Origin of the sequence: Amycolatopsis tucumanensis, assembly GCF_021654135.1 — a bacterium.
Lineage (GTDB): Bacteria > Actinomycetota > Actinomycetes > Mycobacteriales > Pseudonocardiaceae > Amycolatopsis_E > Amycolatopsis_E tucumanensis.
Genome location: NZ_JAKGSD010000012.1, coordinates 137,305 through 162,068, shown reverse-complemented (window position 1 = coordinate 162,068; position 24,764 = coordinate 137,305). Strand labels below are relative to the sequence as shown.

The window sequence follows — 24,764 nt, the reverse complement described above, 5'->3', positions numbered from 1 at the left end:
CCGGGAGTGTTGCGCATCCTTGACGAGCGTCACCAGTGCGCTAGTCTCGGAGCATGTCCGGGGTTGCCGCGTTCCGGCTCAGCGACGAGCAGCGGGAGTACCAGCGCTGGGTGCGCGACGCCGCCACCGGGAAGCTCGCCCCGCGTGGAACCGGGCGGGTGGACCGGGAGCTCGTCCGCACCCTGGGGGAGCTGGGGTTGCTCCGGGGACTGTTCGGCGGGGGCGCCGAGCCCTCGGACGCGGCCGCGGTGCAGTTGTGCCTGCTGCGGGAGACGATCGCCCAGATCAGCACCGAGGCGGAGACCGCGCTGGCCCTGCAGGGGCTGGGCAGCTACCCGATCCTGCAGTCCGGCTCGGCCGAGCTGCGGGCCCGCTGGATCCCCGCGGTGATCTCCGGGGAGGCCGTCGCCGCGTTCGCGCTGACCGAAGCCGGCGCGGGGTCGGACGCCGCGGCCCTGCAGCTGCGCGCCGAGCGCGACGGCGATGGCTGGGTGCTCACCGGCGAAAAGCTGTGGATTTCCAACGCTCCCGACGCCGACATCTACACGGTGTTCGCCCGCACCACCCCCGACGCCGGCGCGCGCGGGGTCACCGCCTTCGCCGTCCCCGGTGACAGCGCGGGATTGTCCGGCGAGCCGCTGGACATGCTGTCGCCGCACCCGATCGGCCGTCTGGTGTTCGACGGCGTCCGGGTTCCCGCGGACGCCGTGCTCGGCGAGGTCGACCGCGGGTTCGCCGTCGCCATGCGCACGCTGGACCTGTTCCGGCCCAGCGTCGGCGCGTTCGCGGTGGGAATGGCGCAGGCGGCGCTCGACGCGACCGTCACCCACGTCCGCGAGCGCCAGGTGTACGGCGCGCCGTTGGCGAGCCAGCAGGCCGTGGCGCACCGCATCGCCGACCTGGCCACCGAACTCGAAGCGGCCCGCCTGCTCGTCTACGCCGCGGCCGCCGCCTACGACGACGGCGGCGAGCCGGAGCAGCAGTCCCGGCGGTCGGCCATGGCGAAGCTGTACGCCACCGAGGCGGCGCAGCGGATCGTCGACGGCTGCGTGCAGCTGCACGGCGCGGCCGCCCTGCGGCACGGGCACCCGCTCGAACACCTCTACCGCGACGTCCGGGCGCTGCGCATCTACGAAGGCGCCTCCGAGGTCCAGCGTTCCATCATCGCGCGCAACCTGATCGGCAGGGAGTACACCCGATGACCTACCGCTTCCACGCCTCGCCGCGGCTCACCGAGGACTGGCGGCACTTCCGGTTCGGCAAGGCCGACGGGGTGGCGACGGTGACGCTGGACCGGCCGGAGAAGCTCAACCCGCTGACCTTCGAAAGCTACGCCGACCTGCGCGACCTGCTCGCCGAGCTGCCGCACCACCAGGACGTGCGGGTGCTGGTGATCCGCGGCGAGGGCCGGGGTTTCTGCGGCGGCGGCGACGTCGAGGAGATCATCGGCGAGCTGATCAAGATGGAACCACGCGACCTGATGCGGTTCACCAAGATGACCGGCGCGGTGATCCGGGCCATGCGGGAGTGCCCGATCCCGATCATCACCGCCGTCCACGGCATCGCGGCCGGCGCCGGCGCCGTCGTCGCACTCGCCTCCGACTTCCGCGTCGTGAGCACCTCCGGGCGGTTCGCGTTCCTGTTCACCAAGGTCGGCCTGTCCGGTGGGGACATGGGCGCGGCCTACCTGCTGCCGCGCGTGGTCGGCCTGGGCCGGGCCACCGAACTGCTGATGCTCGGCGACACGATCGACGCCGAGACCGCCGACCGCTACGGCCTGGTGTCGCGGCTGGTCGCCGACGCCGACCTGGACGCCACGGTCACCGAACTGGCCCGCAGGCTCGCCGACGGCCCGGCGCTGGCGCTCGCGCAGACCAAGTCGCTGCTGACCGCCGAGCTGGACATGTCGATCTCGGCGTCGATGGAACTGGACGCGATGACCCAGGCCCTGCTGATGACCACCCGCGACCACGCCGAGTTCCACGCCGCCTTCACCGAACGCCGCCCGCCGCGCTGGGAGGGGCGGTGAGGGTCGCGCTCGTGACGGGCGGCGGCCGGGGCATCGGTCGCGCGATCGCGCGGCGGCTCAGCGCCGAAGGCTGCCGGGTCGCGCTGGTGGCGCGCAACCGCGAGCAGCTCGACGAAACCGCCGCCGGGTGTGCCGGGCCGGTGCACGTGATCCCCGCGGACGTCACCGACCCGGACGCCGCCGACCGCGTCCACCACGAGATCGAACAGCAATGGGGTCCGGTGGAGATCCTCGTCGCCAACGCCGGCGCGGGCCATTCCGCCCGCCTGGAGCGCACCACCGACGCCGACTGGCAGCGGATGCTGGACCTCAACCTGACCGCGCCGTTCCGGTTCGTGCGCCGGTCGGTGCCGTCGATGCGCGCGGCGGGGTGGGGGCGGATCGTCGTCATGGCGTCCACAGCCGCGCGGATCGGCGAGCCCTACATCGCCGCCTACACCGCCAGCAAGCACGGCGTGCTGGGCCTGGTGCGCGCCGCGGCGGCGGAGCTGGCCCGCACCGGCGTGACGGTGAACGCCGTCTGCCCCGGCTACGTGGACACGCCGATGACGGAGCAGACGATCGCCACCATCGTGGCCACGACCGGGCGCAGCGCCGAGGAAGCGCGCGAGACCTTGGCGCGCAAGCAGCCGATCGGCCGGCTGATCCAGCCGGAGGAGGTGGCCGAGGCGGTGTGGTTCTGCGTGCGGTCCGGCGCGGTGACCGGGCAGGCGATCCAGGTGGACGGAGGTGCGGTGCAGTGAGCGTGCAGCGGGTGAATCCGCCGGAGCTGGCGCCGCCGCGGGGGTTCTCCCACGCGGTGGTCGCGACCGGCACCACGGTGTTCCTGGCCGGGCAGACCGCACTCGACGCCGATGGCCGGATCGTCGGTGGCACCGTGGTCGAGCAGTTCGAACGGGCGCTGTCGAACCTGCTCGGCGCGCTCCGCGCCGCCGGTGGCGCGCCGGACCGGCTGGTCAGCCTCACCGTCTACGCCACCGATCTGGCCGCCTACCGGGCGCACGCCCGCGAGATCGGCGAGGTGTGGCGGCGCCTGGCCGGCACCGACTACCCGGCCATGGCGGCGATCGGGGTGTCCCGGTTGTGGGATGCCGAGGCGCTGGTGGAGGTGCAGGGTTTCGCCGTCGTGTGAGCCGGTCAGGCCGCCGCGCGCAGCGATTCGACGTAGTCGTGCGCGGGACCGGCCAGCCTGCGCCGCAGCTCGAAGAAGGTGTCCGCCGCCCGGATGCCGATCCAGTCCGGCGGCAGCACGTCGAGCGGCAGCCCGGGTTCCAGGTAGGGCAGGCGGCGCCAGTCGGTGAGCGCGCTGACGTAGTCGGCGAACGCGCGGGCGCCGTCGATGCGGCGGCGCCGCCGGTAACCGGCCAGGACCGGCCCGTGCTGGGCGAGGAACGCGTCGTAGAGCTCGTGCAGGCGGTCCAGGTCCCACCAGTCGCGCACGCGGTCCGCGGTCGCGGCGAAGCCCGCGTGATCGGCCCGGAACAGCTCGACGTAGCCCTGCAGCCCTTGCCGGGCCAGGGTTTCGCGGGTCTCGTCGAGCAGGTGCGCCGGGGCGATCCACACCCCGGCCGACACGGTCCCGAACCCGAGCCAGGACAGCCGGGAGCGCAGCTGGTGGCGTTTGTCGCGTTCGGACTCCGGCACGCTGAACACCACCATCAGCCAGCCTTCGTCGGCGCTGGCGCGGCGGCGTTCGAAGATGCGGCGGTCGCCTTCGTCGAGGATTTCCCGTGCGGTGTCGGACAGTTCGTATCCGGCGACCCCGCCGACCTTCGCCGCGGTCAGCAGTCCCCGGCGCTTGAGGCGGAAGATCGACGAGCGCACCGAGGGCTCGTCCACCCCGCACTGCGCCAGCAACTGGATGAGCGAGGCGACGCTCATCCAGCCGCCCGCCTCCCGGGCGTAGAGGCCGTAGACGGTGACGATCAGCGCGCGTGGTTTCGGCGCGCGGTCCTCGGGATCGGTGGGCACGCGGCGCAGCTTATCGGGTGCCCCGCTTTCTGACGATTGCTTGACTGTCGTCACGAAGAGAGAATACTTGGCGTATGACCACCGTGGGTCCGGGGCTCAGCCCCTCCGCTCATGTCGACACCTTCTGCCGGGACCACCTCCCGCCGGCGCGGTTGTGGCCCGAACTCCTCCTCGACCTGCCCTACCCGCAACGGCTGAACTGCGGGGCCGAACTGCTCGACGCGGTGATCGCCGAGCACGGGCCGGACCGCAGGTGCCTGCTCACCACGGACGGCCGGGCCTGGACCTACGGCGAGCTGCGGCACCAGGTGAACCGCACCGCGTGGGTGCTCACCGAGCAACTCGGCGTCGTGCCCGGACAGCGCGTGCTGCTGCGCGGCCCGAACACCCCCGCGCTGGCCGCGTGCTGGCTCGCCGTGATGAAGGCCGGCGCGGTGGCCGTGCCCACCATGCCCCTGCTCCGCTCGGCCGAGCTCACCACCATCGCCGAGATCAGCCAGGTCGGCCTCGCCCTGTGCGACGCGCGCTTCACCGGCGAACTGCTCGCGGCGGACCTGGGCGGCGCGCCCGTGGTCACCTACGGCTCGGCGGCCCCGGACGATCTGGACGCGCGCACCCGCGGCGCGCCGGCCGAGTTCACCGCCGTCGACACCGCGGCCGACGACGTCGCCCTGCTGGCCTTCACCTCGGGCACCACCGGACGGCCGAAGGCCACCATGCACTTCCACCGCGACATCCTCGCGATCGCCGACACGTTCTCCCGGCACGTCCTCAAGCCGCGCCCGGACGACCTGTTCACCGGGACGCCACCGCTGGCCTTCACCTTCGGCCTCGGCGGGCTGCTCGTCTTCCCGCTGCGCGCCGGCGCGGCCACACTCCTGATCGAAAAGGCGACACCGGACCAGCTCGCGGACGCGATCGAGGCCCACGAGGTCACCGTCTGCTTCACCGCCCCGACGGCCTACCGCTCCATGCTGCGCTCCGGCCGGGTCCAGGCGCTGGGCCGGTTGCGCCGCGCGGTGTCGGCGGGGGAGCACCTGCCGGAGTCGACCTGGCGGGCCGTGCACGAGGCGACCGGACTGGCGCTCATCGACGGCATCGGCTCCACCGAAATGCTGCACATCTTCGTCTCCGCCGCCGACGACGACATCCGGCCGGGCGCCACCGGCCGCGCCGTCCCCGGCTACCGGGCCGCCATCCTCGACGACCACGGCGAGCCGCTGCCACCCGGCACACCCGGCCGTCTCGCGGTCAAGGGCCCTACCGGCTGCCGCTACCTCGCCGACGACCGGCAGGCCGCCTACGTGCAGAACGGCTGGAACATCACCGGCGACACGTTCGTCGCCGATTCCGAGGGCTATTTCCACTACCTGGCGCGCAACGACGACATGATCGTCTCCGCCGGCTACAACATCGCCGGCCCGGAGGTCGAGGAAGCGCTGCTCGCGCACGACGCCGTGCAGGAATGCGGGGTGGTCGGCGCGCCGGACGAGGAACGCGGGCAGATCGTCAAGGCGTTCGTGGTCCTGCAACCGGGCGTCGCGGGCGACGCGGATCTGGTGGGCGAGCTCCAGGCGTTCGTCAAGCAGCGCATCGCCCCGTTCAAGTACCCGCGGGCCGTGGAGTTCGTGGACAGCCTGCCGCGCAGCGCGACCGGGAAGCTCCAGCGGTTCAAGCTGCGGCAGCGCGCAGCGCAGGCCCGGTGAGGAGACCACGATGCGGATCGCGGTCGTCGGCGGTGGCCCGGGCGGGTTGTACTTCGCCGCGCTCGCCCAGCAGCTGAGCCCCGGCGACGAGATCGACGTCTGGGAACGCAACGCCGCCGACGACACGTTCGGCTTCGGCGTGGTGTTCTCCGACGAGACGCTCGGCGGCATCGAGCACGCCGACGAGTCGATCTACCGGCAGATGGAGCGCGAGTTCGCCCGCTGGGACGACATCGACGTCCACTACCGCGGCGAGGTGCTCACCAGCGGCGGGCACGGGTTCGCCGCGATGAGCCGGAAACGGCTGCTGCAGATTCTCCAGCACCGGTGCGCCGACCTCGGTGTGCGGCTGCACTTCCGCACGCTCGCCCCGGACGTCGACCGGCTCGCCGCGGACTACGACCTCGTGGTCGCCGCCGACGGGGTGAATTCCGCGGTGCGTGCCCGTCACGCCGCGGTGTTCGGCCCGTCGCTGGAGTCCCGCCGCTGCGCCTACATGTGGCTCGGCACGGACAAGGTGTTCGACGCGTTCAAGTTCTACATCGTCGACACCCCGTACGGGGTCATGCAGATCCACGGCTACCCGTTCGACGCCACCGGCAGCACGTTCATCGTGGAGATGGCGGACGAGGTGTGGCAGCGCGCCGGGTTCAAGGCCTTCGCCGACCGCGAGTTCGCGCCCGGCGATTCCGACGAGAAGTCGATCGCGCTGGTGCGGGAACTGTTCGCCGACGTGCTCGGCGACGCCCAGCTGCTGGCGAACAACTCCCGCTGGATCAACTTCACCACCGTGCGCAACCAGCGGTGGCGCCACGGCAACATCATCCTGCTCGGCGACGCCGCGCACACCGCGCACTTCTCGATCGGCTCCGGCACCAAGCTCGCCATGGAGGACGCCCTCGCGCTCGCCGCGGCGCTGCACGAACAACCGGACGTCGAGCGGGCGCTGGCCGCCTACGAAGCCGAACGGCGGCCGGTGGTCGAGTCGACCCAGCGCGCGGCGCAGGCCAGCCTGGAGTGGTTCGAGAACCTGGGGCAGTACGTGCACCAGGAGCCGGTGCAGTTCGCCTTCAACATCATGACCCGCAGCCGCCGGGTCACCTACGACAACCTGCGCGTGCGCGACCCGGAGTTCGTCGAGCGGGTCGACGAGTGGTTCGCCCGGCACGAGCAGCGGCGCGGCAACGGTGACGGCGACGTGCGGCCGCCGATGTTCCAGCCGCTGCGGGTGCGCGGGCTGGAGCTGAAGAACCGGGTCGTGGTCTCCCCGATGGACATGTACCGGGCGACCGACGGCCTGCCCGGGGATTTCCACCTCGTCCACCTCGGCGGCAAGGCGCTCGGCGGCGCGGGCCTGGTGATGACGGAGATGGTGTGCGTGTCCGCCACCGGCCGCATCACCCCCGGCTGCACCGGGATCTACACCGCCGAGCAGACCCGGGCGTGGCGGCGGATCACCGATTTCGTGCACACCGAGACGACGGCGAAGATCGGCATCCAGATCGGGCACTCCGGCCGCAAGGGCTCCACGCGGCTGATGTGGGAGGGGATCGACCAGCCGCTGCCGGAGGGCAACTGGCCGGTCGTCGCGCCTTCGCCGCTGCCGTACCGGCCCGGGGTGAACCAGGTGCCGCGGGAACTGACCGTGCGGGATCTGGGGGAGATCCGGCAGCAGTTCACCGACGCGGCCGCGCGCGCCGTCGAAGCCGGGTTCGACCTGCTGGAACTGCACTGCGCGCACGGGTATCTGCTGTCGTCGTTCATCTCGCCGCTGACCAACCGGCGCACGGATCGCTATGGCGGTTCCCTGCGGGCGCGGTTGCGGTTCCCGCTGGAGGTGTTCGCGTCGATGCGGGAGGTGTGGCCGTCCGACCGCCCGATGAGCGTGCGGATTTCGGCCACGGACTGGTGCGACGACGGGATCACGGCCGACGACGCGGTGGAGATCGCGGCCGCCTTCGCCGAGGCCGGTGTGGATCTCGTGGACGTCTCAACCGGCCAGGTCCACCCCGACGAGAAACCCGCGTTCGGCCGGTCCTACCAGACCCCGTTCGCCGACCGGATCCGCAACCGCACCGGCGTCGCCACGATGGCCGTGGGCGCGATCTCCTCGCACGACGACGTGAACTCGATCCTGCTCGCCGGCCGCGCGGACCTGTGCCTGCTCGGCCGCGCCCACCTCTACGACCCGAACTGGACCCTGCACGCGGCCGCGGAACAGGAGTTCACCGGCCCGGGCGCGGATTGGCCGCTCCCGTGGCGGGCCGGCTCCCGGCGCCCGCAAACCGGCCGCACGGAAGGGCCGAAGCCACGACTGGAACTCATCCGCCACGGCGAACCGGGCACGGCGCACCGCAGGTGGCGGCCTGGACGGGGGTGAGGCGCCGGAGGTCAGCCGCCGCTGTCGCGTAGTCGCCGGGCGCGCGATTTCCATTCGTGCCGCCGGAGCGCCCACCACACCTCGCTGATGTCCTGGGCCGATTCCAGCTTCCGGCCGGACAGGTGTTTCGCCTGGTTGATCCGGTACCGCACCGTGTTCGGGTGGATCACCAGCGCCTTGGCCGCCGCCGCGGTGTTCATGCCGGCGGCGAGGAACGCGTCGAGGGAGGATACGAGTTCCTGCCCGAACTCGCCCTGTGCGAGCAGGGGTCCGAGGATCCGGTCGACCAGGTGGTCGCCGACCCCGTGCTCGGACGCGACCGCCACCCGCAGCGAGAGGTTCTCCAGCGTTTGCGGTCCGGTGCGGCCGAACTCGAGACCGACCTCGATCATCTGGCCCGCGACCCGATGGGATTCGGGGATCTGGGTCAGTTCGACGGCAGGCCCGACGCCGACCGTCGGGCCCTCCCCGGGCAGGCCTTCCCCGGTGAGAATGCCGACCGCCTCGCCCTCCACGACCGCGCCGAACGGCGCCAGCCGGTGCGTGGTGCCCCAGCGCAGGATTGCCTGCAGCAGCTGCGCGGCCGATTCCCCGGTGCCGGGCCGGGCCCGGAACGCGCGGTAGCGGGCGGTGGCGACGAGTCCGAACGAAGCCGCGTGGAGTGCCATGTCGGGCGTGGCGAGTCCATCCCGGAGCAGACGGCGCACGAACTCGACGCGACGGGTCTCCGCGGTGCGCGCCATGTCGAGGTCCTCGTCGCGGTGCGCCACCGCGTACTCGCGGCTGACGAGGTCGTTCACCTCCCACAGGATGCGGACGCCCTCCAGCTGTATCGCGGGTTCGACGCCCAGGCCGGTCGCCGCGCGGATCACGAACTCCCGCAGCGCCTGGAAGGACAGCCGGATGGCGAGCAGGACGTGTTCGATCGGGATTCCGGCGCGGGCCCGTTCCGCGGCCACCGAGACGTCCTGAACCTGCTCGGGGACCTGCCCGTCGGTCAACGAGCGGGACGCGGTCTCGATGTGCTGCCGCAACGACCGGTGCAGCGAGGCGCGGGGCACGGCCGCATAGGTCGGCACCTTCTCGACGATTTCGGTGATGATCTCCCCGGCCAGCCGGTCGGCGTTGTCGCGCAGCAGCCGCGCGAGATCGTCGAAGGCGTCGGCTATGCCCGCGGACTCCCTCATCGGACCTTCCTTCCCGAGCAGCCTGTTGTGCGACGGCACAATCAACGGGCTCGTGCGTCAGTGGGTCAGACATGGTTCGTGCCCGAGTGTCGCACCTAAAGTAGCAGCCAGGCCGCATGTGCGGCGGTTTTCGAGGCGACCGGGACGCCATTGCTGATCCCGCTTCGGCAACACCCCATTGTCGTGGTGCACAACCACGACCTCATCAAAGGAGATGAGCGCCGTGAGCGACCAACCGACGCAGGTGCCGAGCACGACGCTGGCCCGTGTGGCTATGGCGAGCTGTGCCGGCACGACCATCGAGTTCTACGACTTCTTCATCTACGGGACCGCGGCGGCGCTGGTCTTCCCGACGGTGTTCTTCCCCGCGCTCGGTTCGGCGGCCGGGACCGTCGCGTCACTGGCGACCCTCGGCGTCGCTTTCGTCGCGCGGCCGCTCGGCGCGGTGGTGTGCGGGCACTTCGGGGACCGGCTCGGGCGCAAGAACACCCTCGTCGCCACGCTGCTGCTGATGGGCGTGGCGACCATGGTCATCGGGCTGCTGCCGCCGACCGGGGTCATCGGCGCCGCCGGGCCGATCCTGTTGACGGTGCTGCGTTTCCTGCAGGGTTTCGCCGTCGGCGGCGAGTGGGCCGGCGCCACGTTGCTCGCCGCGGAGAACGCCCCACCTGGGAAACGCGGGCTGTACGCGGTCTTTCCACAGCTCGGCCCGGCGTTCGGCTTCGCGCTGGCCAGCGCTACGTTCCTGGTCGTCGATCTGGCCGTCGGCTCGGGCAGCCCCGCGTTCCTCTCCTACGGCTGGCGGATCCCGTTCCTGGCCAGCGCCGTGCTCGTTCTCATCGGACTGTACGTCCGGCTGGCGGTCACCGAAACCCCGGCGTTCCGCGAACACCTGGCGGAACTCGAAGCCTCGGGGACGCCGGAAGTGCTGCCGCTGCGGGCGGTGTTCCGGGCGCAGTGGCGGGAAGTGCTGCTCGGCGGCGGTGTGCTGACGATCCTGTTCGCGTTGTTCTATGTGGCCACCGCCTACCTCACCTCGTTCGGCACCTCGCGGTCGGGGGCTGGCCTTACCCGGGTCACCGTGCTGGGGCTGGGCATCGTGGCGAGCATCGCGCTGGCGATCACGACCGTGGCGGCCGGCGTGCTGTCCGATCGGTTCGGCCGCAGGCGCACGATCATCGTCGGCTACGCGTTGACGATCCCGGCCGTCGTCGTGTTGTTCGCCTGGCTGACCGGCGGTTCCGGCGTCGCCTTCGCGGTGACGCTCGCGGCGATGATGGGGCTCTACGGCATCGCCTACGGCCCGGTGGGCGCCTACCTGCCCGAGTTGTTCCAGACGGCCTACCGCTACACCGGAGCCGGGATCGCCTACAACCTCGGCGGAATCCTCGGCGGTGCCATCGCGCCACTGGTCGCGGCCGCGCTGGCCGCCGCGCACGGCGTACTCGCCGTCGGCGTTCTGCTCGGCGTGCTGGGCGTGCTGAGCCTGCTCAGCACCGTCGCGCTCCGCGCATCCGGAGTCCGCGATCGCCGTCTCGCCGTCTCGCCGAAGCTGGAGCGAACCCTATGACCAGCTCCCAGGCCCTGGCGGGCATCCGCGTCCTCGACCTGAGCCGTCTCGCCCCGGGGCCCTACTGCAGCATGCTGCTCGCCGACCTCGGCGCGGACGTGGTGATGGTCGGCGGCGGCCGGACCGGTGCCCCCATTCCGGTGCTGCGTCGCGGCAAGCACGCGATCGAGCTGGACCTGAAGACCCCGCAGGGGCGCTCGCTGCTGGACCGCATGGTCGAACACGCCGACGTTCTCCTCGAAAGTTTCCGCCCGGGCGTCGCCGCCCGGCTCGGGGCCGACCACGAGCGGCTGAGCCGGATCAACCCGCGACTGGTCTCGTGCAGCCTGACCGGCTACGGGCAGGACGGCCCGCTCGCGCAGCGGGCCGGGCACGACATCAACTACCTCGCCATCGCCGGTGCCCTGGGCACGTTCGGTGCCACCGGCGCCCCGCCCACCCCGCCGCTGAACCTCCTGGCCGACTTCGGCGGGGGAGGCCTGCTGGCGGCGTTCGGCATCCTCGCCGCGCTGCACGAGCGGGAACGCTCCGGCGTCGGCCAGCACGTCGACGCCGCCATGGTCGACGGCGTGCTGTCGATGATGGCCATGCCGTTCGCCGACTGGGGCACACCGACCCTGCCCCGGCGCGGGGCCGGTGCGCTCACCGGCACCATGCCCGCCTACCGCACCTACGAATGCGCCGACGGCCGCTACGTCGCGGTGGGCGCGCTCGAACCGCGGTTCTTCGCGGCACTGTGGAGCGAACTCGGCCTCGGCGACGACGTGCCGGACCACCTCGACCCCGCCCGGTTCCCCGGGCTCACCCGCACGCTGGAGGCGGTCTTCCGCGGCAAGGACCGCGACACCTGGGCCGCGCACTTCGCCGGCAGCGACGCGTGCGTCACTCCCGTGCTCGAGCCCGGGGAACTGGCGGCGCACCCGCACGTGACCGCCCGTCACCCGGACTTCGCGCTGGACCGGGTGCCCGCCGTACCGCGATTTTCCCGCACTCCCGCCGCACCCGGCGGCGCGCCGGCCCCCGGGGAGACCGCCGCGGTGCTCGCGTCGTTCGGGCTCACCCCGGACGACGCCGCACGGGTCGTGGCCCCGCACGACGCCGCGGCCGGGGACCTGAGCTGGCCCCCGATCACCCGGCCCCACCCGCACACGGAGAGGAATTCCTGAGACATGAGCACCATCGAGACCGATGTCCACGCCGATTTCCGGGCGACCGTGCGCAAGCTCGCCACGAAGCGGATCGCGCCCCACGCCGCGGACGTCGACGAAAAGGAGCGGTTCCCGGAGGAGGCGTGGCAGGCGATCGTCGAGGCCGACCTGGCCGGTCTCGCGCACCCCGAGCACCTCGGCGGCTCCGGAGCCGATCTGCTGTCGCAGGTCATCGCGATCGAGGAGATCGCCGCGGCCTGCATGACCACCTCGCACGTGCTCCTGGTGAACTGGGCGGGCACCTGCACGATCCTGTCCCACGGCTCGGAGGAACTGCAGAAGCTCGTCGTGCCGCAGGTGGCGAGCGGGCAGGCCGGCGCGGGCTGGTGCCTCACCGAACCGACCGCGGGATCCGATGTCGCCGGCCTCACCACCACCGCCACCAAGGTCGACGGGGGCTGGCGCCTCACCGGTCTCAAGCGCTTCATCAGCAACGCGCCCTGGGGCACCTGGTTCGCGGTGCTGGCCCGCACCGGCGAGAGCAGCCACGGTGTGTTCATCGTGCACCGCGACGACCCGGGCCTGTCCTTCGGGCCGCACGAACGCAAGATGGGCCTGCGCGGCAGCCCGACCGCCGACCTCGTGCTCGACGACTGCGTCGTCCCCGACGTCCGGGTCGTCGGCGACCCCACCCAGGGATACCGCTACATCATGGCGGAACTCAACGGCAGCCGGGCGCTGATCGCGGCGCAGGCGCTGGGCGTCGCGCAGGGAGCGTTCGACGCCGCCCTCGCCTACACCTCGGAACGGTCTCAGTTCGGCCAATCCGTGTCGCGGTTCCAGATGGTCCGCGGCATGGTCGCCGACATGGCCGTGCGGCTCGCCTCCGCCCGTGCCCTGCTCTACGAGGCCGTGGCGCTGATCGAGGCCGGTCACCCGGACGCGCGCGCCCGTGCGGCCATGGCGAAGCTGCTGTGCAGCGACAACGCCATGTCCGTCACCACCGACGCCGTGCAGCTCTTCGGCGGCTACGGCTACATCCGCGACTACCCCGTCGAACGGATGATGCGGGACGCGAAGATCACGCAGATCTACGAGGGCACCAACCAGATCCAGCGAACGCTCATCGCCAAGGCCGCCTACGCCGGGGTGGGCGCCGCATGAGCCGCGCACTCGAGGGCGTCCGCGTCGTGGAGCTCTGCGAGATCATGCAGGGACCGCTCGCCGGCCAGACCCTCGGCGACCTCGGTGCCGACGTCGTGAAGATCGAACGGGGCGACCGCGGGGACGCGATGCGCACGCTCGACCGGGAGGCCGTGGCGAACGGCCGGGTGTCGTCGTACTTCGTGGCGCTCAACCGCAACAAGCGCAGCATCGCCCTCGACCTGAAGACGCCCGGTGGGATGGACGTCCTGCACCGGCTCCTCGCCGAGGCGGACGTGCTGGTGCACAACTACCGGCCGCACGCGATCCGCCGGCTCGGACTGTCCTATGCGGACTTGGCGCCGCGGTACCCGCGGCTGGTCTACGGCAGCGCATCCGGCTTCGGCGCCACCGGGCCCCTGGCGCACAAACCGGGGCAGGACATGCTGGCCCAGACCGTGAGCGGCCTCGCCAGGGCGGTGGGGAACCGGGAACTGGCGTCCTACCTCAACCCCACCGCCCAGGTGGACTACGCCTCGGGCATGGGGCTGGTGCAGGGCATCCTCGCCGCTCTGCTGGAGCGGGAGCGCAGCGGGCTCGGGCAGGAGGTGAGCGTGAACCTGCTCGACACGGCCGTGGCGATGCAGATGCTCGAAGCGGCGGCGCACACGATGTACGCGCACACGCTGAACTGGGTCACCCAGTGGTACGGCGGCACCTTCCCCACGACTGACGGCGTGGTCTCCGTCCTCGGCCTGTTCCGGGACAACGCCGTCCGGCTTATCTGCGATGCCCTGGACATCCCGGACCTCAGCCTGCGTGCCGACCTCGCCACGACCGAGCTGCAGGCGAGGAACAAGGACATCGCCAATCAGATCATCGCCCCGGTCGTCGCCCGGCTCAGCACGGCTGAGGCACTGGAGCGCTTCGAGGCGGCCGACCTGCTGTGCGCCCCGCAGCTCACGCTCGCCGAGGCGCTGCGGCACCCGCAGCTCGCCGTCAACGAGCTCCTGGTCGACGTCGAGGTCCCGGGGCAGGAGCGGGCTCGCGTCGTGGGCTTCCCGGTGCGCCTGTCCCGGAGCCGCGCGGACGTGCGCCGGGCGGTCCCGCGGCTGGGGGAGCACACCGCGGAAGTCCTGGGCGAACTCGGATACCCGCCGGACCGGATCGCGGAACTCGCGAGCCAGGGCGCCATCCGCCCCGGCCACGTCGAGCAGGAGGAGGTTCACCGATGACCGCCGGATCGCACACCGAGGCCGCAACGTTCGCGGCCGCCCGCGCCCGCATGCAGGCGAGGGTGGACCAGACCGTTGACGCCGGCCTGCCCGGGCTGCCGCACCACGCCGACGTCCGCACGGGGGAGTGGACGACCACCCCCGACGGGGACTGGACCGGCGGCCACTTCGTCGGCCAGCTCTGGCTGGCCGCCCGCCGGGACGGCCGCCACCGGGAAGCCGCCCGCGCGTACTCGGCCCGTCTCGACGGGCGGGAGCACTCGCCGACCATCTTCCGCGGCTTCCTGTTCCACTACGGTGCCGCGCTCGGCGGTCACCTGCTCGGCGACGGGGCCGCGTGGGAACGCGCCGAGCGGGGAGCGCGGGGGCTGGCCGGCTCGTTCAACCCCGCCGCGGGAATCATGCCCCTGGGCACGGCAGCCGAGGAGGCGCACAGCGTCGGGGACGCCGAGACCAGCATCGACGCGGTCGGTGCCGTGTCGGCGTTGCTCTCCGCGGTCGCCGACCGCACCGGTGACCACCGGATGCGCGACGCCGCGGTCGCGCACGCCCGACGGCACATCGAGATCTGCGTGCGCGACGACGGTTCGGTGTGCCAGTCCGGCACGGTCGATCCGGTGACCGGGCAGCTCGTGCGGCGGTACAGCCACAAGGGCCACTCGCCGTCGAGCACCTGGGCGCGCGCCCAGGCGTGGGCCATGCTCGCCTTCACGATGTCGGCGCACTGGTTGCCGGGGCACCCGGAATTCCTCGACACCGCGGTGACCGTCGCCGACTGGTGGGCGGCGCATGTGCCGGAGGACCTGGTCACCTTCTGGGACTTCGACGACCCGGCCGTCCCGCACACCTTCAAGGACACCTCGGCGACCGCCATCGCGGCGGCCGCGCTGCTCAAGCTCGCCGCGCTGCTGAGGGACGGCCGGAAGTACCGGGACCTGGCGCGTCGCACGGTCGACGCGCTGGTCACCGGGTACCTGCGTCCGGTACCCGGCCTGCCCGGCGAGATCGCCGTGCTGACCTCCGGCTGTTACAACAAGCTCCTGGGACTGGCCACGGCGGACGAGCTGGTCTGGGGCGACTACTACTTCACCGAAGCCCTCGCCGTGCTCGACGGGGACCTCGACCCCCTGTCGGTCTGAGCCATGGCCGAGGTTCTGGTGGTGCTGATCGAGGGGATGGACGACGGCCGGGAGATCACGGTGCGGGTGGCCGGGAACACCCGCACCGGGGTGGTGACCTCGCCGCGGGCATCGCGGGCCGGGTGCGCCGCGGGCTACCCGTTCCCCGGCGAACTGGACGAGTGAGCGCGGTAATGCCCCGGTGCCACGCCGAATTCCCGTTTGAACGCGTGCGAGAACGCGAACGGCGAGGCATACCCGACGCGCCTCGCGATGGCTGCCAGCCCCAGGTCGGTTTCCCGCAGCAGCCGCGCCGCGAGCGTCATCCGCCAGTGCGTCAGGTAGGTCATCGGGGCCTGCCCGACCAGGTCCGTGAACTTGCGGGTGAGCGTGGTGCGGGACAGGCCCGCATCCGCGGCCAGGTCCTCGATCCGCCACGGCCTGCCGGGGCTGCTGTGCATCGCTTCGAGCACCGCGGTGATGGCGGGATCGCGGAGCGCCCGGGGCCAGCCGAGGTGCCCGTGATCGTCGAACCAGGCGCGGATCATGTAGACGAGCAGGAGATCGAGCAGGCCGGCGAGCGCCGCGTCCCGCCCCGGGCGCCGGGTCGTCGTCTCGGCGGCCAGCAGGTCCAGCGCCCCGCGCAGGTGGCTGTGGTCGCCGAGGTGGGCCGGCAGGTGCACGAGGTCCGGCACCGCGGCCAGCAGCGGGTGCGTGTGCCGCCGGTCCAGCCGGTACTTGCCGCACAGGAATTCGACGCCGCCCGACGGATCGGCCACGGCGGTTTCGAACGGCACGGCGCCGGCCCCGTCGCGCGAGCCGGACAGCACGTGCCCGTCACCGGCGGGCAGGAGCACGACATCCCCGGGACCGAGCTGAACCGGCTCCCGGCCGTGCATCAGCAGCCAGCCGGAACCACGGAGCACCACGTGGAAGCCCGCGCCGTCGTACGGCGCGAACCGGTACGACCACGGGAAACCGACCCGCATCCGGTTGGCCGCGGGCCGCCCGGTGCGCATCACCCCGATGATGTCGCTGAGCAGATCCACGCCGTCGACTCTACCGCTCACTCACTGGGCCGGACTCGTATGCAAACGGGTCGATCGATCATTCACCGGCTCACCTGCCGTGCCTAGCCTGGGCTCATGGCTGATTTCACCATCGGCGCGGTCGAAGTGACCAAAGTGCGCGAATGGACCGGCGAGATCGCACCGGCTCGCTTCATCATCCCCGACAGCACCCCGGAGATCTGGCGGGACAACGACTGGCTGGCGCCCGACCACTGGAACCCGGACACCGGCGCCTACCACGGCGCCGTGCAGACCTGGGTCCTGCGCAGCGAAGGCAAGACCGTGCTCGTGGACACCGGGGTGGGCAACGGCCGCGACCGGCCGCAGATCCCGCTGTTCGACCACCTCGACACCGATTTCCTCGACCGGCTCGCCGCCGCCGGTGTCCGGCCGGACGATGTGGACGTCGTCGTCAACACCCACATCCACTACGACCACGTCGGCTGGAACACCCTCGGCGGCGCCCAGGGCTGGGAGCCGGCGTTCCCGAACGCGACCTACCTCATCCCGGCCGTCGACGCGCGCTACTTCGCGCCCGAGAACGCCGGACGGCGCCCCGCGCCCCGCGACGACTACGATCGCTTGCGGCGCAAGGGAAGTCTCCTCGTCTACGCCGACAGCATCGCGCCGGTGCTCGGCCGCGCCACGCTGTGGGAGGACAGCTACCGGGTGGACGGGAACCTCACCCTGGAACCGGCGCCCGGGCACACCCCGGGATCCTCCGTGCTGCGCGTGCGTTCCGGCGGCGACAAGGCCGTCTTCGTCGGCGACATCCTGCACAGCCCCGTGCAGATCCTGGAGCCGTCCTGCAACAGCTGCTTCTGCGAGGACCGCGAGCAGGCGGCAGCGACCCGCAGGCGCGTGCTCGAACAAGCCGCGGACGAGGTGGAGATCGTGATCCCCGCGCACTTCGCCGGCGCCGGAGCGGCCGAGGTGAAGCGCGACGGCAGCCGGTTCCGCATCGACCGGTGGGTCGGCGCGGACGAGGCGGACCGCGCACCAGCCGACGTGCACCGGTGACCACGTCCTGATGCCCGAGACGGCTGCGTCGGATGGGAAGCCGCCCGGCGGCGCGGTTCCGCGCCGCCGCACGAAGCAGTCCGGTCACACCGGTCCGTGCGGCGAGCGCCGTCGAGGACGCGCCGCACGATTCCGCCAGGGCGGGCCACGACCGCCGTAGCGCCGGTGAGCGCGACCTCGCCGGTGATCCGCAGGCCGGCTTCGGCGCCGATCCGCGCGAGGTCGTCGTGCGGGTGCCACCGCCGGCCGCGGTCGAACTCGACCTGCGCGCCCGGACGTTCCTGTCGGTCCGCCCTCAGAGCGGCAGCGGGCTGACGTGGTAGGCCAAGCCGGCCACGAGACCGCCCAGGAACGGCCCGGCCACGGGGATCCACGCGTAGGCCCAGTCGGATCCGGTCTTGCGGCCGAGCCGCAGGAGGGCGTGGACGATGCGCGGGCCGAGATCGCGCGCGGGATTGAGGGCGTAGCCGGTCGGGCCGCCGAGGGAGGCGCCGATCCCGACGACCAGGAGGGCGACGGCGAGCGGGCCGAGGCCGGACGGTGTTCCGCCGAGGAGCAGGACCACGTAGACCAGGACGAAGGTGGCGATCGTTTCGGTGACGACGTTCCAGGCGGGGGTGCGGATCGCCGACCCGGTCACGAACACGCCCAGCACGGCGCCGTCGTCGGTCTCGGCGTCGAAGTGCTTCTTGTAGCACAGGTAGACGAGGACGGCGCCGGCCATCGCGCCGGTCAGCTGCCCGGCCATGTAGACGGCGGCGTGCGGGAGGCCGGCGGCAACACCGGGGGCGAAGTCCTGCCCGGCGATCCACAGCCCGAGCGTGACGGCGGGGTTGAGGTGGGCCCCGGACCGGGCGGCGGTGTAGACGCCCGCGAACACGGCGAGGCCCCAGCCGAAACTGACCAGCAGCCAGCCCCCGCCGTGTCCCTTCGATCCGGTGAGGGCGACGTTGGCGACAACCCCGCAGCCGAGCAGCACGAGCAGCGCCGTGCCGATCAGCTCGGAAAGGAAGATGCTCCCCATCGAGTTCTCCTGAAGTGGTTCGTGCCCGTTTTCCGGGCAGGGCGCAGCCCCGCCCGGCGGACGTGCCGCCGGGCGGTGGCGCGGACTGGATCAGCGGCGGGTCACCAGACGGTGTAGCCGCCGTCGACGACGAGGTCGGTGCCGGTGCAGAAGGCGGCCGCGTCGGAGGCCAGGAAGACGACCGCGGGTGCGATCTCGGCGGGCGTGGCGACCCGGTTCATCGGGGTGCCCGCGAGCCAGGCGCGGCGCCACTCCTCGTTGTCCATCCCGCGCTGGGTCAGCTCGGTGCCGACGTAGCCGGGGGAGACGGAGTTGACGCGCACGCCGCGGCCGGACCATTCGCCTGCCAGCGACTTGGTGAGGTGGATGACGCCCGCCTTCGCCGCGTTGTAGGCGGCCTGCGGCTGCGGGAAGTTGCTGATGTGGCCGCTCATGCTGCCGGTGTTGACGATGCTCCCGCCGCCTTGGGCGAGCATCCGGGAACCCGCGGCGCGGCAACAGTGGAACACGCCGTCGAGGTTGACGGCGAGAACCTTGCGCCAGTCGTGGTCGGACAGCGACTCGCTGGGGTGGTTGTGCACGATGCCGGCGTTGTTCACGGCGATGTCGATCCGCCCGGCGGTGCTGACGACGTGGTCGAACGCGGCTTCGACGGCGGCGGAGTCGGTGACGTCGGCGGCGACGAACTCGACGCCGAGCCGCTCGGCGGTGGTCTCGCCGGCTTCGTCGTTGATGTCGCAGATGAACACCCGGGCGCCCGAGTCGCGCAGCCCGGTGACGATGGCTTCGCCGATGCCCTGGGCGCCGCCGGTCACGATCGCCGTGCGGCCGGCCAGGGAGAACACCGGCAGGGTCGGGGTGGTGCTGGTCAACGGTCACCTCGCGGGGTCGTGGACGGGCGTGCGGTCGGTGCGCTGCCGCAGTCGCGGACGTCGTAGGTGCCGTCGGCGCGGCCGACGACCATCTCGTCCGCGATTCCGGTGAACAGGCCGTTCTCCACCACACCGGGAATCCAGTTCAGCTGGGCGTCGATCGCCAGCGGGTCGGCGATGGACTTCAGGTGGGCGTCGATCAGGTAGTTGCCGCTGTCGGTGACGACCGGTGCCCCGTCGCGGGTGCGCAGCGTCAGTTCGGCGGCGGGATGGCCGAGTTTGTCCAGCAACCGGGCGATCGAGCGCTTCGTGGATTCCCACTCGTAGGGGATGACCTCGATCGGCAGCGGGAACGCGCCCAGCGCCGGGACGACCTTGCTGTCGTCCACCACCGCGACCATCCGGTCCGACGCGTCGGCCACGATGCGTTCCCACAGCAGGCAGGCGCCGCCGCCCTTGATCATGGCGCCGTCGTGGTCGATCTCGTCGGCGCCGTCGATCGTGAGGTCCAGCCGGACCGCTTCGGCGAGGGTGGTCAGCGGCACCCCGACCTCGATCGCGAGATCGCGGGTGGCGGTGGAGGTCGGCACCCCGACGACGTCGAGTCCGTCGGCCACCGCCTTGCCGAGCGCGCGCACGAACCAGTGCGAGGTCGTCCCCGAACCCAGGCCCAGCTTCATCCCGTCGTGCACGTAGGTTTCGATGGCGCCGACACCGGCCGCCCACTTCGCCCGGTCCTGGTCACTGCTCGGTTGCATGGAACTCCTTGTCCGCCAAGCCCTCGGCCAGTGCGCCGAAGGTGTCGATGGTGGTCACGCCCGGGAGCGGGTGCCCCCAGGACACGTGCCGGTAGGGCACTCCGGCGCGCTGTGCGGTGAGCGCGTCGATGCCGGTGTCGCCGACGTAGAGGGCGTCGGCGGGGGAGACGTCCAGCGCGGTGAGCGCGGCTTCCAGGTGCCCCGGGTCGGGTTTGCCCGCGGGCACCGCGTCGATGCCGACGACGACGTCGACCAGCGGGGCGAGCCCGGTGGCGGCGAGGACGTCGTGGGACAGGCCGGTGCGCTTGTTGGTGCACACCCCGATCCGGATTCCCTTGTGCCGCAACGCCTGGAGTGCTTCGTGTGCGTCGGCGTGCACGGTGGTCGCCGCGGCCGGTTCGGCCCGGTAGGCGCTGGAGTAGGCCGCCAGCACCGGACCCGCGAGCGCGGGATCACCGCCGACGGCGTCGAGCGTGCCGCGGACGAGTTCCGCGGCGCCGCCGCCCAGCAGACCGCGGACCCGGTCGGCGTCGATCCCGGGCAGACCGTGCGCGGTCAGCGCGGAGGTGAGTGCCCTGGCGATGTCCGGGGCGCTGTCGACGAGAGTGCCGTCCAGGTCGAGCACCACCGCACGCCTCACGCCGGCACCGTTTCGGCGAACAGCGGGCGCAGGCCCTCGTACAGGTGCCGGTGGCGCTGGAAGATCCGGTCGTAGGTCGCGACGGCGGCGGGGTCGGGGGTGAAGGTCTGCTCCACGGCCAGCATGCCGACGGCCTCGGTGAGATCCCGCCACCAGCCGATCCCCACCCCGGCGGCCAATGCGGCACCGTAGGCGCCGCCTTCGGCCACCCCGGTGACGGTGACGGTTTCCCGGTTCAGGACGTCGGCGAGGATCTGCAGCCACAGCGGTTCCTTGGTCGCGCCACCGGAGGCCACGACCCGGTCGCACGGCAGCCCGGCCTGCCGGTAGACCTCGAGAATTTCCCGCATGTTCAGCACGACGCCCTCCATCACGCTGCGCGCGATGTGGCCCAGGTGGTGCATCGGGGTGAGTCCCACCCAGCTCGCCGACGCCTCGGGCGCGACGTGCGGGGACCGTTCGCCGAGCAGGTACGGCAGGAACAGCAGGCCTTCCGAGCCGGGGCCGATGTCGCGGGCCAGTTTGGACAGTCGTTCCAGGGTGACCGGGTCGGCGGCGGTGGCGGGGGCCAGCGCGTCGCGCAGCCACTGGAAGGCGCCGCCCGCGCTGAGCGACACCCCCATCACGTGCCAGCGTCCCGGTTCGTTGCCGCAGGAGACCTGCACCCGTCCGCCGGGGTTGTCCGGGCACCGGGACGCGCCGCCGGCGACGATGCCCGCGGTGCCGATCGTGAACCCGACCGGTCCGGTGTCGAGCAGGCCCATCGCGGTGGTCTGGATGACCGCGTCGCCGCCGCCCCCGAACACCGGTGTGCCTTCGGGGATGTTCCACCGGGCGGCGGGGCCGGGCAGCACGGTGCCGGTGGGCTCGACGGATTCGACGACGTCGGGCAGCAGCGCGCGGTCGATGCCGAGGAGCCCCAGCAGCTCGTCGGACCAGCGGCGGTTCGCGACGTCGAACAGGCCGGTGCCCGAGGCGTCGGACACGTCGGTGGCGTACTCCCCGGTCAGCCGGAGGCGCAGGTAGTCCTTGGGGTTGAGGATGCGGCGGGTCCGGGTGAACAGTTCCGGTTCGTGCTCGCGGAACCACACGATCTTGCACCCGGTGAAGCCGGGCAGCATCCGGTTGCGGGTCATGCGCAGCAGTTCGTCCAGACCGCCGGCGCGGTCGGTGATCCACTCGCATTCCCGCGCGGCGCGCTGGTCGTTCCACAGGATGGCCCGCCGCAGCGGTTCGCCCGCGCCGTCGAGCGCGGTCAGCCCGTGCATCTGCCCGCACAGGCCGATTCCGGTCACTTCCCGGCCGCGGTCGGGCAGGCTCGCGGTGACGGCGGTGAGTGCCTCGTCGGTGGCCGCCCACCAGTCGGCGGGTTCCTGCTCGGCCCAGCCGGGATTGGTGGTGTGCACGGGGTAGTGGCGCAGCACCTTGGCGACCACTTCACCCGAGCGCGACACCGCGATGACCTTGCACGCCGAAGTGCCCAGGTCGATGCCGATCAGCATGTTGTTGTCCTTCCCGCGCGTCGTTGCGCTTTCCCGCGCGTCATCGCGCGCCGTGGCGGAGTCTCACGTGCTTGAGCTGGAGGTAGGACTCGAGGCCTTCGGGGCCGTGCTCGGACCCGAACCCGCTCTCGCGGCGGCCTCCGTAGGGTGCGTTGATGATCCCGGCGTCGACGTTGTTGATGGCGACGTTGCCGAAGTCCAGGTCGCCCGCGAGCGTGAAGGTTTCGCGGGTGTCGTTGGTGTAGGCGTACGCGGCGAGGCCGCCGGGCACGCGGTTGGCCCGGTCGATCGCGTCGGCGAGGCCGGTGAAGCGGGCGACGCCGACGGCCGGGCCGAACGTTTCCTCGGTCATGACGAGCGCGTCGTCGGGCGCCTCGGCGATCACGGTGGGGCGCAGGAACAATCCGGGACCGTCCAGCGGTCCGCCGCCTGCCACGATCCGCGCGCCGCGCTTGTCGGCGTCGGCGATGTGGTCGAGGGTGCGCCGGTAGGTTTCGTCCATGGTCAGCGAGCCGACGTCGGCGGACGGCTCGGCCAGCCCGTCGGCGACGGTGAGCGCGTCCGCCGCGGCCGCGAGCCCGTCGACGAACTCGTCGTAGACCGAGTCGTGCACGTAGATCCGGTTGATCGCGATGCAGATCTGGCCGGCGTTGCGGAACGCGCGGCGGGTGGCGCCGCGCACCGCGCCGGGCACGTCGGCCGTGCCGGTGACGATCATCGGGCAGCTTCCGCCGAGTTCCAGGGACAGCCCGGTGATTCCGGTGACCGCCCGGTACAGCGCCTGTCCGGTGGCCATCGAGCCGGTGAAGGCCACCTTCGCGATTCGGGGGTGCGCCACGAGCGCCTGCCCGGTGGAGCCGTCCCCGAAGACGATGTTGGCCACGCCCGGGGGCAGAGTCTCGGCGAGGCACTCGGACAGCACCTGGGCACAGCCGGGGGTGTACTCGGACGGCTTGAACACGATCGTGCAACCTGCGGCGACGGCGCCGCCGAGCTTCCAGCCGATCAGTTCGATCGGGTAGTTCCACGGCACGATCCCCGCGACGACGCCGAGGGGTTCCTTCTCCACGATGCTGGTGAACCCGGGCGCGTCGTTCGGGATCGTGCGGCCGTGGACGCGGGTGGCCTCTTCGGCGTAGTAGTGCAGCGCGGCGATGAACTTGCGGACTTCGCCGCGCGCCTCGTCCAGGGGCTTGCCCTGCTCGCGCGTGATCGCGGTGGCGAGGTCGTCCACCCGGTCGGCGCAGGATTCCGCGAGCCGGTGCAGGTGCGCGGCGCGGTCGGCCGGGACGGTGCGGCGCCAGCCGCGGAAGGCGTCGGCGGCGGCGCGGACGGCCGCGTCGACCTCGGCGGCGGTGGAACGCGGGGCTACCGCGACGATCCGGCCGGTGGCGGGGTTGGCCCGCTCGATTCCCGGTTCCGCGGTGTCCCGCCAGGTTCCCGCGACGAAGTTCCGGCAGACGAGCACGGGCTCATCGGGCTGCATTGCCTCAACTCCCTGGTGCGCGCGGACTGGCCGCGGCAGCGGTGCGATCTTTGTATGATAATCGGACCTTAGAGCGGGAGTTGCGTGTCGCGCAAGAGGGTGATCGCGCCGGGTCAGGCGCGGGTCGGGATCGCCTCGTTCTCGGCCAGCAGGCGGTCGCGGTGGCGCATGACGCGGCGCAGGTGGTTCTCGGTGGCGAAGCGCGCGCGGGACGGGTTGCCGGCGGCGATGGCCTCGGCGATCTGGACGTGCTCCTCCAGCGTGTTGGCCGCTTCGGAGGGATAGCCGGGGCCGGTGCGGTAGGTGTCGCGCAGGAACCCGTTGAGCGGGCCGATCACCAGTGAGAAGAACGGGTTTCCGCTCGCCTGCGCCACGATTTCGTGGAACCGGAGATCGGCGTCCAGGAATTCGTCGCGGGCCTCGGGCCGGTCGAGCGCGTCGGCCAGTCGCCGGTTCGCGTCTTCGAGGTCGGCGAGGTGCTGCTCGGTCCGCCGGGCCGCGGCCAGCTGCGCCATCTCGACCTCGAGCACCAGGCGCAGTTCGAGGAGCTGGGCGAAGGAGCCCTCGCTGCGGCGCATCAGCAGGCCGTACTGCTCGGCGATGAGCCGCCCGTCCAGTTCCGCGACGGTCATGCCGCGGCCGGGCTTCACCGTGACCAGCCCACGCTGGATCAGCAGCCGGGCCGTTTCCCGCACCACGGTGCGCGAGACGTCGAAGCGGCGGGCGAGTTCGGCTTCCGTCGGGAGGCGCTCGCCGGGCGCCAGCCGGACGATCTCGTCCTGCAGCTTGTCCGCGAGGGTTTCCGACAGGCGCTTGTGGAGTGCTTCGGCCATTCGGCGATCGTACGACAAAGCAGGCCGGTTGCCTCGTGCTGTGCCGCCTGGTGGGCGACGCGGCGGCCGGAT

General features: G+C 72.1%; 24 protein-coding genes. 14 read left to right on the top strand and 10 right to left on the bottom strand.

Annotation, left to right across the window (positions count from 1 at the left end; translation table 11 throughout):
* The first annotated feature begins 53 nt into the window (after positions 1 to 53).
* Genes L2C96_RS15400 through L2C96_RS15385 form a run of 4 tightly spaced genes read left to right on the top strand, consistent with a single transcriptional unit; the run spans position 54 to position 3,161 of the window.
* Positions 54 to 1,202, top strand: a complete 1,149-nt coding sequence (locus L2C96_RS15400; RefSeq protein ID WP_237336632.1) for an acyl-CoA dehydrogenase family protein — start codon at positions 54 to 56, stop codon at positions 1,200 to 1,202.
* Positions 1,199 to 2,029 (top strand): enoyl-CoA hydratase family protein, encoded by an 831-nt coding sequence (locus L2C96_RS15395; RefSeq protein WP_237336631.1) that lies wholly within the window; start codon positions 1,199 to 1,201, stop codon positions 2,027 to 2,029. Before L2C96_RS15400 ends, L2C96_RS15395 begins: the two co-directional genes overlap by 4 nt.
* Positions 2,026 to 2,772: an SDR family NAD(P)-dependent oxidoreductase gene (locus L2C96_RS15390; protein WP_237336630.1), complete on the top strand. Its 747-nt coding sequence runs from the start codon at positions 2,026 to 2,028 to the stop codon at positions 2,770 to 2,772. The genes L2C96_RS15395 and L2C96_RS15390 overlap by 4 nt, the downstream gene beginning before the upstream one ends.
* Positions 2,769 to 3,161 (top strand): RidA family protein, encoded by a 393-nt coding sequence (locus L2C96_RS15385; protein ID WP_237336629.1) that lies wholly within the window; start codon positions 2,769 to 2,771, stop codon positions 3,159 to 3,161. Before L2C96_RS15390 ends, L2C96_RS15385 begins: the two co-directional genes overlap by 4 nt.
* 5 nt (positions 3,162 to 3,166) lie before the next feature.
* Here L2C96_RS15385 and L2C96_RS15380 read toward each other — a convergent pair whose 3' ends face one another.
* Entirely contained in the window at positions 3,167 to 4,000 is an 834-nt protein-coding gene (locus tag L2C96_RS15380; protein ID WP_237336628.1) for a PaaX family transcriptional regulator, read from the bottom strand.
* Between the two features lie 74 nt (positions 4,001 to 4,074).
* On the opposite strand from L2C96_RS15380, the gene L2C96_RS15375 reads away from it, so the two are divergent.
* Both L2C96_RS15375 and L2C96_RS15370 read left to right on the top strand, forming a co-directional pair.
* Positions 4,075 to 5,706 (top strand): AMP-binding protein, encoded by a 1,632-nt coding sequence (locus L2C96_RS15375; protein WP_027929462.1) that lies wholly within the window; start codon positions 4,075 to 4,077, stop codon positions 5,704 to 5,706.
* Between the two features lie 10 nt (positions 5,707 to 5,716).
* Positions 5,717 to 8,086 (top strand): bifunctional salicylyl-CoA 5-hydroxylase/oxidoreductase, encoded by a 2,370-nt coding sequence (locus L2C96_RS15370; RefSeq protein WP_237336627.1) that lies wholly within the window; start codon positions 5,717 to 5,719, stop codon positions 8,084 to 8,086.
* An 11-nt stretch (positions 8,087 to 8,097) separates the two neighbouring features.
* Here the strand turns inward: L2C96_RS15370 and L2C96_RS15365 are convergent, their stop codons facing one another.
* A complete protein-coding gene (locus tag L2C96_RS15365) occupies positions 8,098 to 9,273 on the bottom strand; it encodes a PucR family transcriptional regulator (protein ID WP_237336626.1) in 1,176 nt (391 codons plus the stop codon).
* A gap of 223 nt (positions 9,274 to 9,496) precedes the next feature.
* Between L2C96_RS15365 and L2C96_RS15360 the strand changes: the two genes are divergently transcribed.
* The 6 genes from L2C96_RS15360 to L2C96_RS15335 are packed head-to-tail and all read left to right on the top strand — an operon-like array spanning position 9,497 to position 15,673.
* Positions 9,497 to 10,843 (top strand): MFS transporter, encoded by a 1,347-nt coding sequence (locus tag L2C96_RS15360; protein WP_237336625.1) that lies wholly within the window; start codon positions 9,497 to 9,499, stop codon positions 10,841 to 10,843.
* Positions 10,840 to 12,009, top strand: a complete 1,170-nt coding sequence (locus tag L2C96_RS15355; protein WP_237336624.1) for a CaiB/BaiF CoA transferase family protein — start codon at positions 10,840 to 10,842, stop codon at positions 12,007 to 12,009. The genes L2C96_RS15360 and L2C96_RS15355 overlap by 4 nt, the downstream gene beginning before the upstream one ends.
* A gap of 3 nt (positions 12,010 to 12,012) precedes the next feature.
* On the top strand, positions 12,013 to 13,155 hold the full coding sequence (locus tag L2C96_RS15350; protein WP_237336623.1) for an acyl-CoA dehydrogenase family protein: 1,143 nt from the start codon (positions 12,013 to 12,015) through the stop codon (positions 13,153 to 13,155).
* Complete coding sequence (locus tag L2C96_RS15345) at positions 13,152 to 14,369, top strand: CaiB/BaiF CoA transferase family protein (protein ID WP_237336622.1); 1,218 nt, start codon at positions 13,152 to 13,154, stop codon at positions 14,367 to 14,369. Before L2C96_RS15350 ends, L2C96_RS15345 begins: the two co-directional genes overlap by 4 nt.
* Positions 14,366 to 15,508: a glycoside hydrolase family 88 protein gene (locus tag L2C96_RS15340; protein ID WP_237336621.1), complete on the top strand. Its 1,143-nt coding sequence runs from the start codon at positions 14,366 to 14,368 to the stop codon at positions 15,506 to 15,508. The genes L2C96_RS15345 and L2C96_RS15340 overlap by 4 nt, the downstream gene beginning before the upstream one ends.
* 3 nt (positions 15,509 to 15,511) lie before the next feature.
* Complete coding sequence (locus tag L2C96_RS15335; protein ID WP_237336620.1) at positions 15,512 to 15,673, top strand: hypothetical protein; 162 nt, start codon at positions 15,512 to 15,514, stop codon at positions 15,671 to 15,673.
* On the opposite strand, the gene L2C96_RS15330 is transcribed toward L2C96_RS15335, so the two are convergent.
* On the bottom strand, positions 15,643 to 16,536 hold the full coding sequence (locus L2C96_RS15330; RefSeq protein ID WP_237336619.1) for an AraC family transcriptional regulator: 894 nt from the start codon (positions 16,534 to 16,536) through the stop codon (positions 15,643 to 15,645). The two genes, L2C96_RS15335 and L2C96_RS15330, sit on opposite strands and share 31 nt — an antisense overlap.
* Positions 16,537 to 16,632: 96 nt before the next feature.
* On the opposite strand from L2C96_RS15330, the gene L2C96_RS15325 reads away from it, so the two are divergent.
* Both L2C96_RS15325 and L2C96_RS15320 read left to right on the top strand, forming a co-directional pair.
* Positions 16,633 to 17,577: an MBL fold metallo-hydrolase gene (locus tag L2C96_RS15325; protein ID WP_237336618.1), complete on the top strand. Its 945-nt coding sequence runs from the start codon at positions 16,633 to 16,635 to the stop codon at positions 17,575 to 17,577.
* A gap of 32 nt (positions 17,578 to 17,609) precedes the next feature.
* On the top strand, positions 17,610 to 17,900 hold the full coding sequence (locus L2C96_RS15320) for a hypothetical protein (RefSeq protein WP_237336617.1): 291 nt from the start codon (positions 17,610 to 17,612) through the stop codon (positions 17,898 to 17,900).
* Here the strand turns inward: L2C96_RS15320 and L2C96_RS15315 are convergent.
* The 7 genes from L2C96_RS15315 to L2C96_RS15285 all read right to left on the bottom strand — a co-directional run bounded on the left by L2C96_RS15315 (position 17,873) and on the right by L2C96_RS15285 (position 24,692).
* Complete coding sequence (locus tag L2C96_RS15315; RefSeq protein ID WP_237336616.1) at positions 17,873 to 18,601, bottom strand: MIP/aquaporin family protein; 729 nt, start codon at positions 18,599 to 18,601, stop codon at positions 17,873 to 17,875. The two genes, L2C96_RS15320 and L2C96_RS15315, sit on opposite strands and share 28 nt — an antisense overlap.
* A gap of 101 nt (positions 18,602 to 18,702) precedes the next feature.
* A complete protein-coding gene (locus L2C96_RS15310) occupies positions 18,703 to 19,473 on the bottom strand; it encodes an SDR family NAD(P)-dependent oxidoreductase (protein WP_237336615.1) in 771 nt (256 codons plus the stop codon).
* Positions 19,470 to 20,231: a ribose-5-phosphate isomerase RpiA gene (rpiA, locus tag L2C96_RS15305; protein ID WP_237336614.1), complete on the bottom strand. Its 762-nt coding sequence runs from the start codon at positions 20,229 to 20,231 to the stop codon at positions 19,470 to 19,472. The genes L2C96_RS15310 and rpiA overlap by 4 nt, the downstream gene beginning before the upstream one ends.
* Complete coding sequence (locus L2C96_RS15300) at positions 20,215 to 20,871, bottom strand: HAD family hydrolase (RefSeq protein ID WP_237336613.1); 657 nt, start codon at positions 20,869 to 20,871, stop codon at positions 20,215 to 20,217. The genes rpiA and L2C96_RS15300 overlap by 17 nt, the downstream gene beginning before the upstream one ends.
* The gene (xylB, locus tag L2C96_RS15295; protein WP_237336612.1) at positions 20,868 to 22,373 is read right to left on the bottom strand and encodes a xylulokinase; all 1,506 of its coding nucleotides are present in this window, start codon (positions 22,371 to 22,373) and stop codon (positions 20,868 to 20,870) included. Before xylB ends, L2C96_RS15300 begins: the two co-directional genes overlap by 4 nt.
* Before the next feature lie 40 nt (positions 22,374 to 22,413).
* Positions 22,414 to 23,859 carry an aldehyde dehydrogenase family protein gene (locus L2C96_RS15290; RefSeq protein ID WP_237336611.1) on the bottom strand — a complete coding sequence of 482 codons (1,446 nt, stop codon included), beginning with the start codon at positions 23,857 to 23,859 and terminating at the stop codon, positions 22,414 to 22,416.
* A gap of 113 nt (positions 23,860 to 23,972) precedes the next feature.
* On the bottom strand, positions 23,973 to 24,692 hold the full coding sequence (locus tag L2C96_RS15285; protein WP_237336610.1) for a FadR/GntR family transcriptional regulator: 720 nt from the start codon (positions 24,690 to 24,692) through the stop codon (positions 23,973 to 23,975).
* Between the last annotated feature and the right edge of the window lie 72 nt (positions 24,693 to 24,764).

Coding starts and splice junctions, on each gene's coding strand:
- rpiA (WP_237336614.1), bottom strand. CDS start 20,231: ATGCAACCGAGCAGTGACCAGGACCGGGCGAAGTGGGCGGCCGGTGTC.
- L2C96_RS15325 (WP_237336618.1), top strand. CDS start 16,633: ATGGCTGATTTCACCATCGGCGCGGTCGAAGTGACCAAAGTGCGCGAA.
- L2C96_RS15340 (WP_237336621.1), top strand. CDS start 14,366: ATGACCGCCGGATCGCACACCGAGGCCGCAACGTTCGCGGCCGCCCGC.
- L2C96_RS15375 (WP_027929462.1), top strand. CDS start 4,075: ATGACCACCGTGGGTCCGGGGCTCAGCCCCTCCGCTCATGTCGACACC.
- L2C96_RS15365 (WP_237336626.1), bottom strand. CDS start 9,273: ATGAGGGAGTCCGCGGGCATAGCCGACGCCTTCGACGATCTCGCGCGG.
- L2C96_RS15335 (WP_237336620.1), top strand. CDS start 15,512: ATGGCCGAGGTTCTGGTGGTGCTGATCGAGGGGATGGACGACGGCCGG.
- L2C96_RS15350 (WP_237336623.1), top strand. CDS start 12,013: ATGAGCACCATCGAGACCGATGTCCACGCCGATTTCCGGGCGACCGTG.
- xylB (WP_237336612.1), bottom strand. CDS start 22,373: ATGCTGATCGGCATCGACCTGGGCACTTCGGCGTGCAAGGTCATCGCG.
- L2C96_RS15400 (WP_237336632.1), top strand. CDS start 54: ATGTCCGGGGTTGCCGCGTTCCGGCTCAGCGACGAGCAGCGGGAGTAC.
- L2C96_RS15315 (WP_237336616.1), bottom strand. CDS start 18,601: ATGGGGAGCATCTTCCTTTCCGAGCTGATCGGCACGGCGCTGCTCGTG.
- L2C96_RS15285 (WP_237336610.1), bottom strand. CDS start 24,692: ATGGCCGAAGCACTCCACAAGCGCCTGTCGGAAACCCTCGCGGACAAG.
- L2C96_RS15345 (WP_237336622.1), top strand. CDS start 13,152: ATGAGCCGCGCACTCGAGGGCGTCCGCGTCGTGGAGCTCTGCGAGATC.
- L2C96_RS15290 (WP_237336611.1), bottom strand. CDS start 23,859: ATGCAGCCCGATGAGCCCGTGCTCGTCTGCCGGAACTTCGTCGCGGGA.
- L2C96_RS15355 (WP_237336624.1), top strand. CDS start 10,840: ATGACCAGCTCCCAGGCCCTGGCGGGCATCCGCGTCCTCGACCTGAGC.
- L2C96_RS15395 (WP_237336631.1), top strand. CDS start 1,199: ATGACCTACCGCTTCCACGCCTCGCCGCGGCTCACCGAGGACTGGCGG.
- L2C96_RS15320 (WP_237336617.1), top strand. CDS start 17,610: ATGGGAAGCCGCCCGGCGGCGCGGTTCCGCGCCGCCGCACGAAGCAGT.
- L2C96_RS15370 (WP_237336627.1), top strand. CDS start 5,717: ATGCGGATCGCGGTCGTCGGCGGTGGCCCGGGCGGGTTGTACTTCGCC.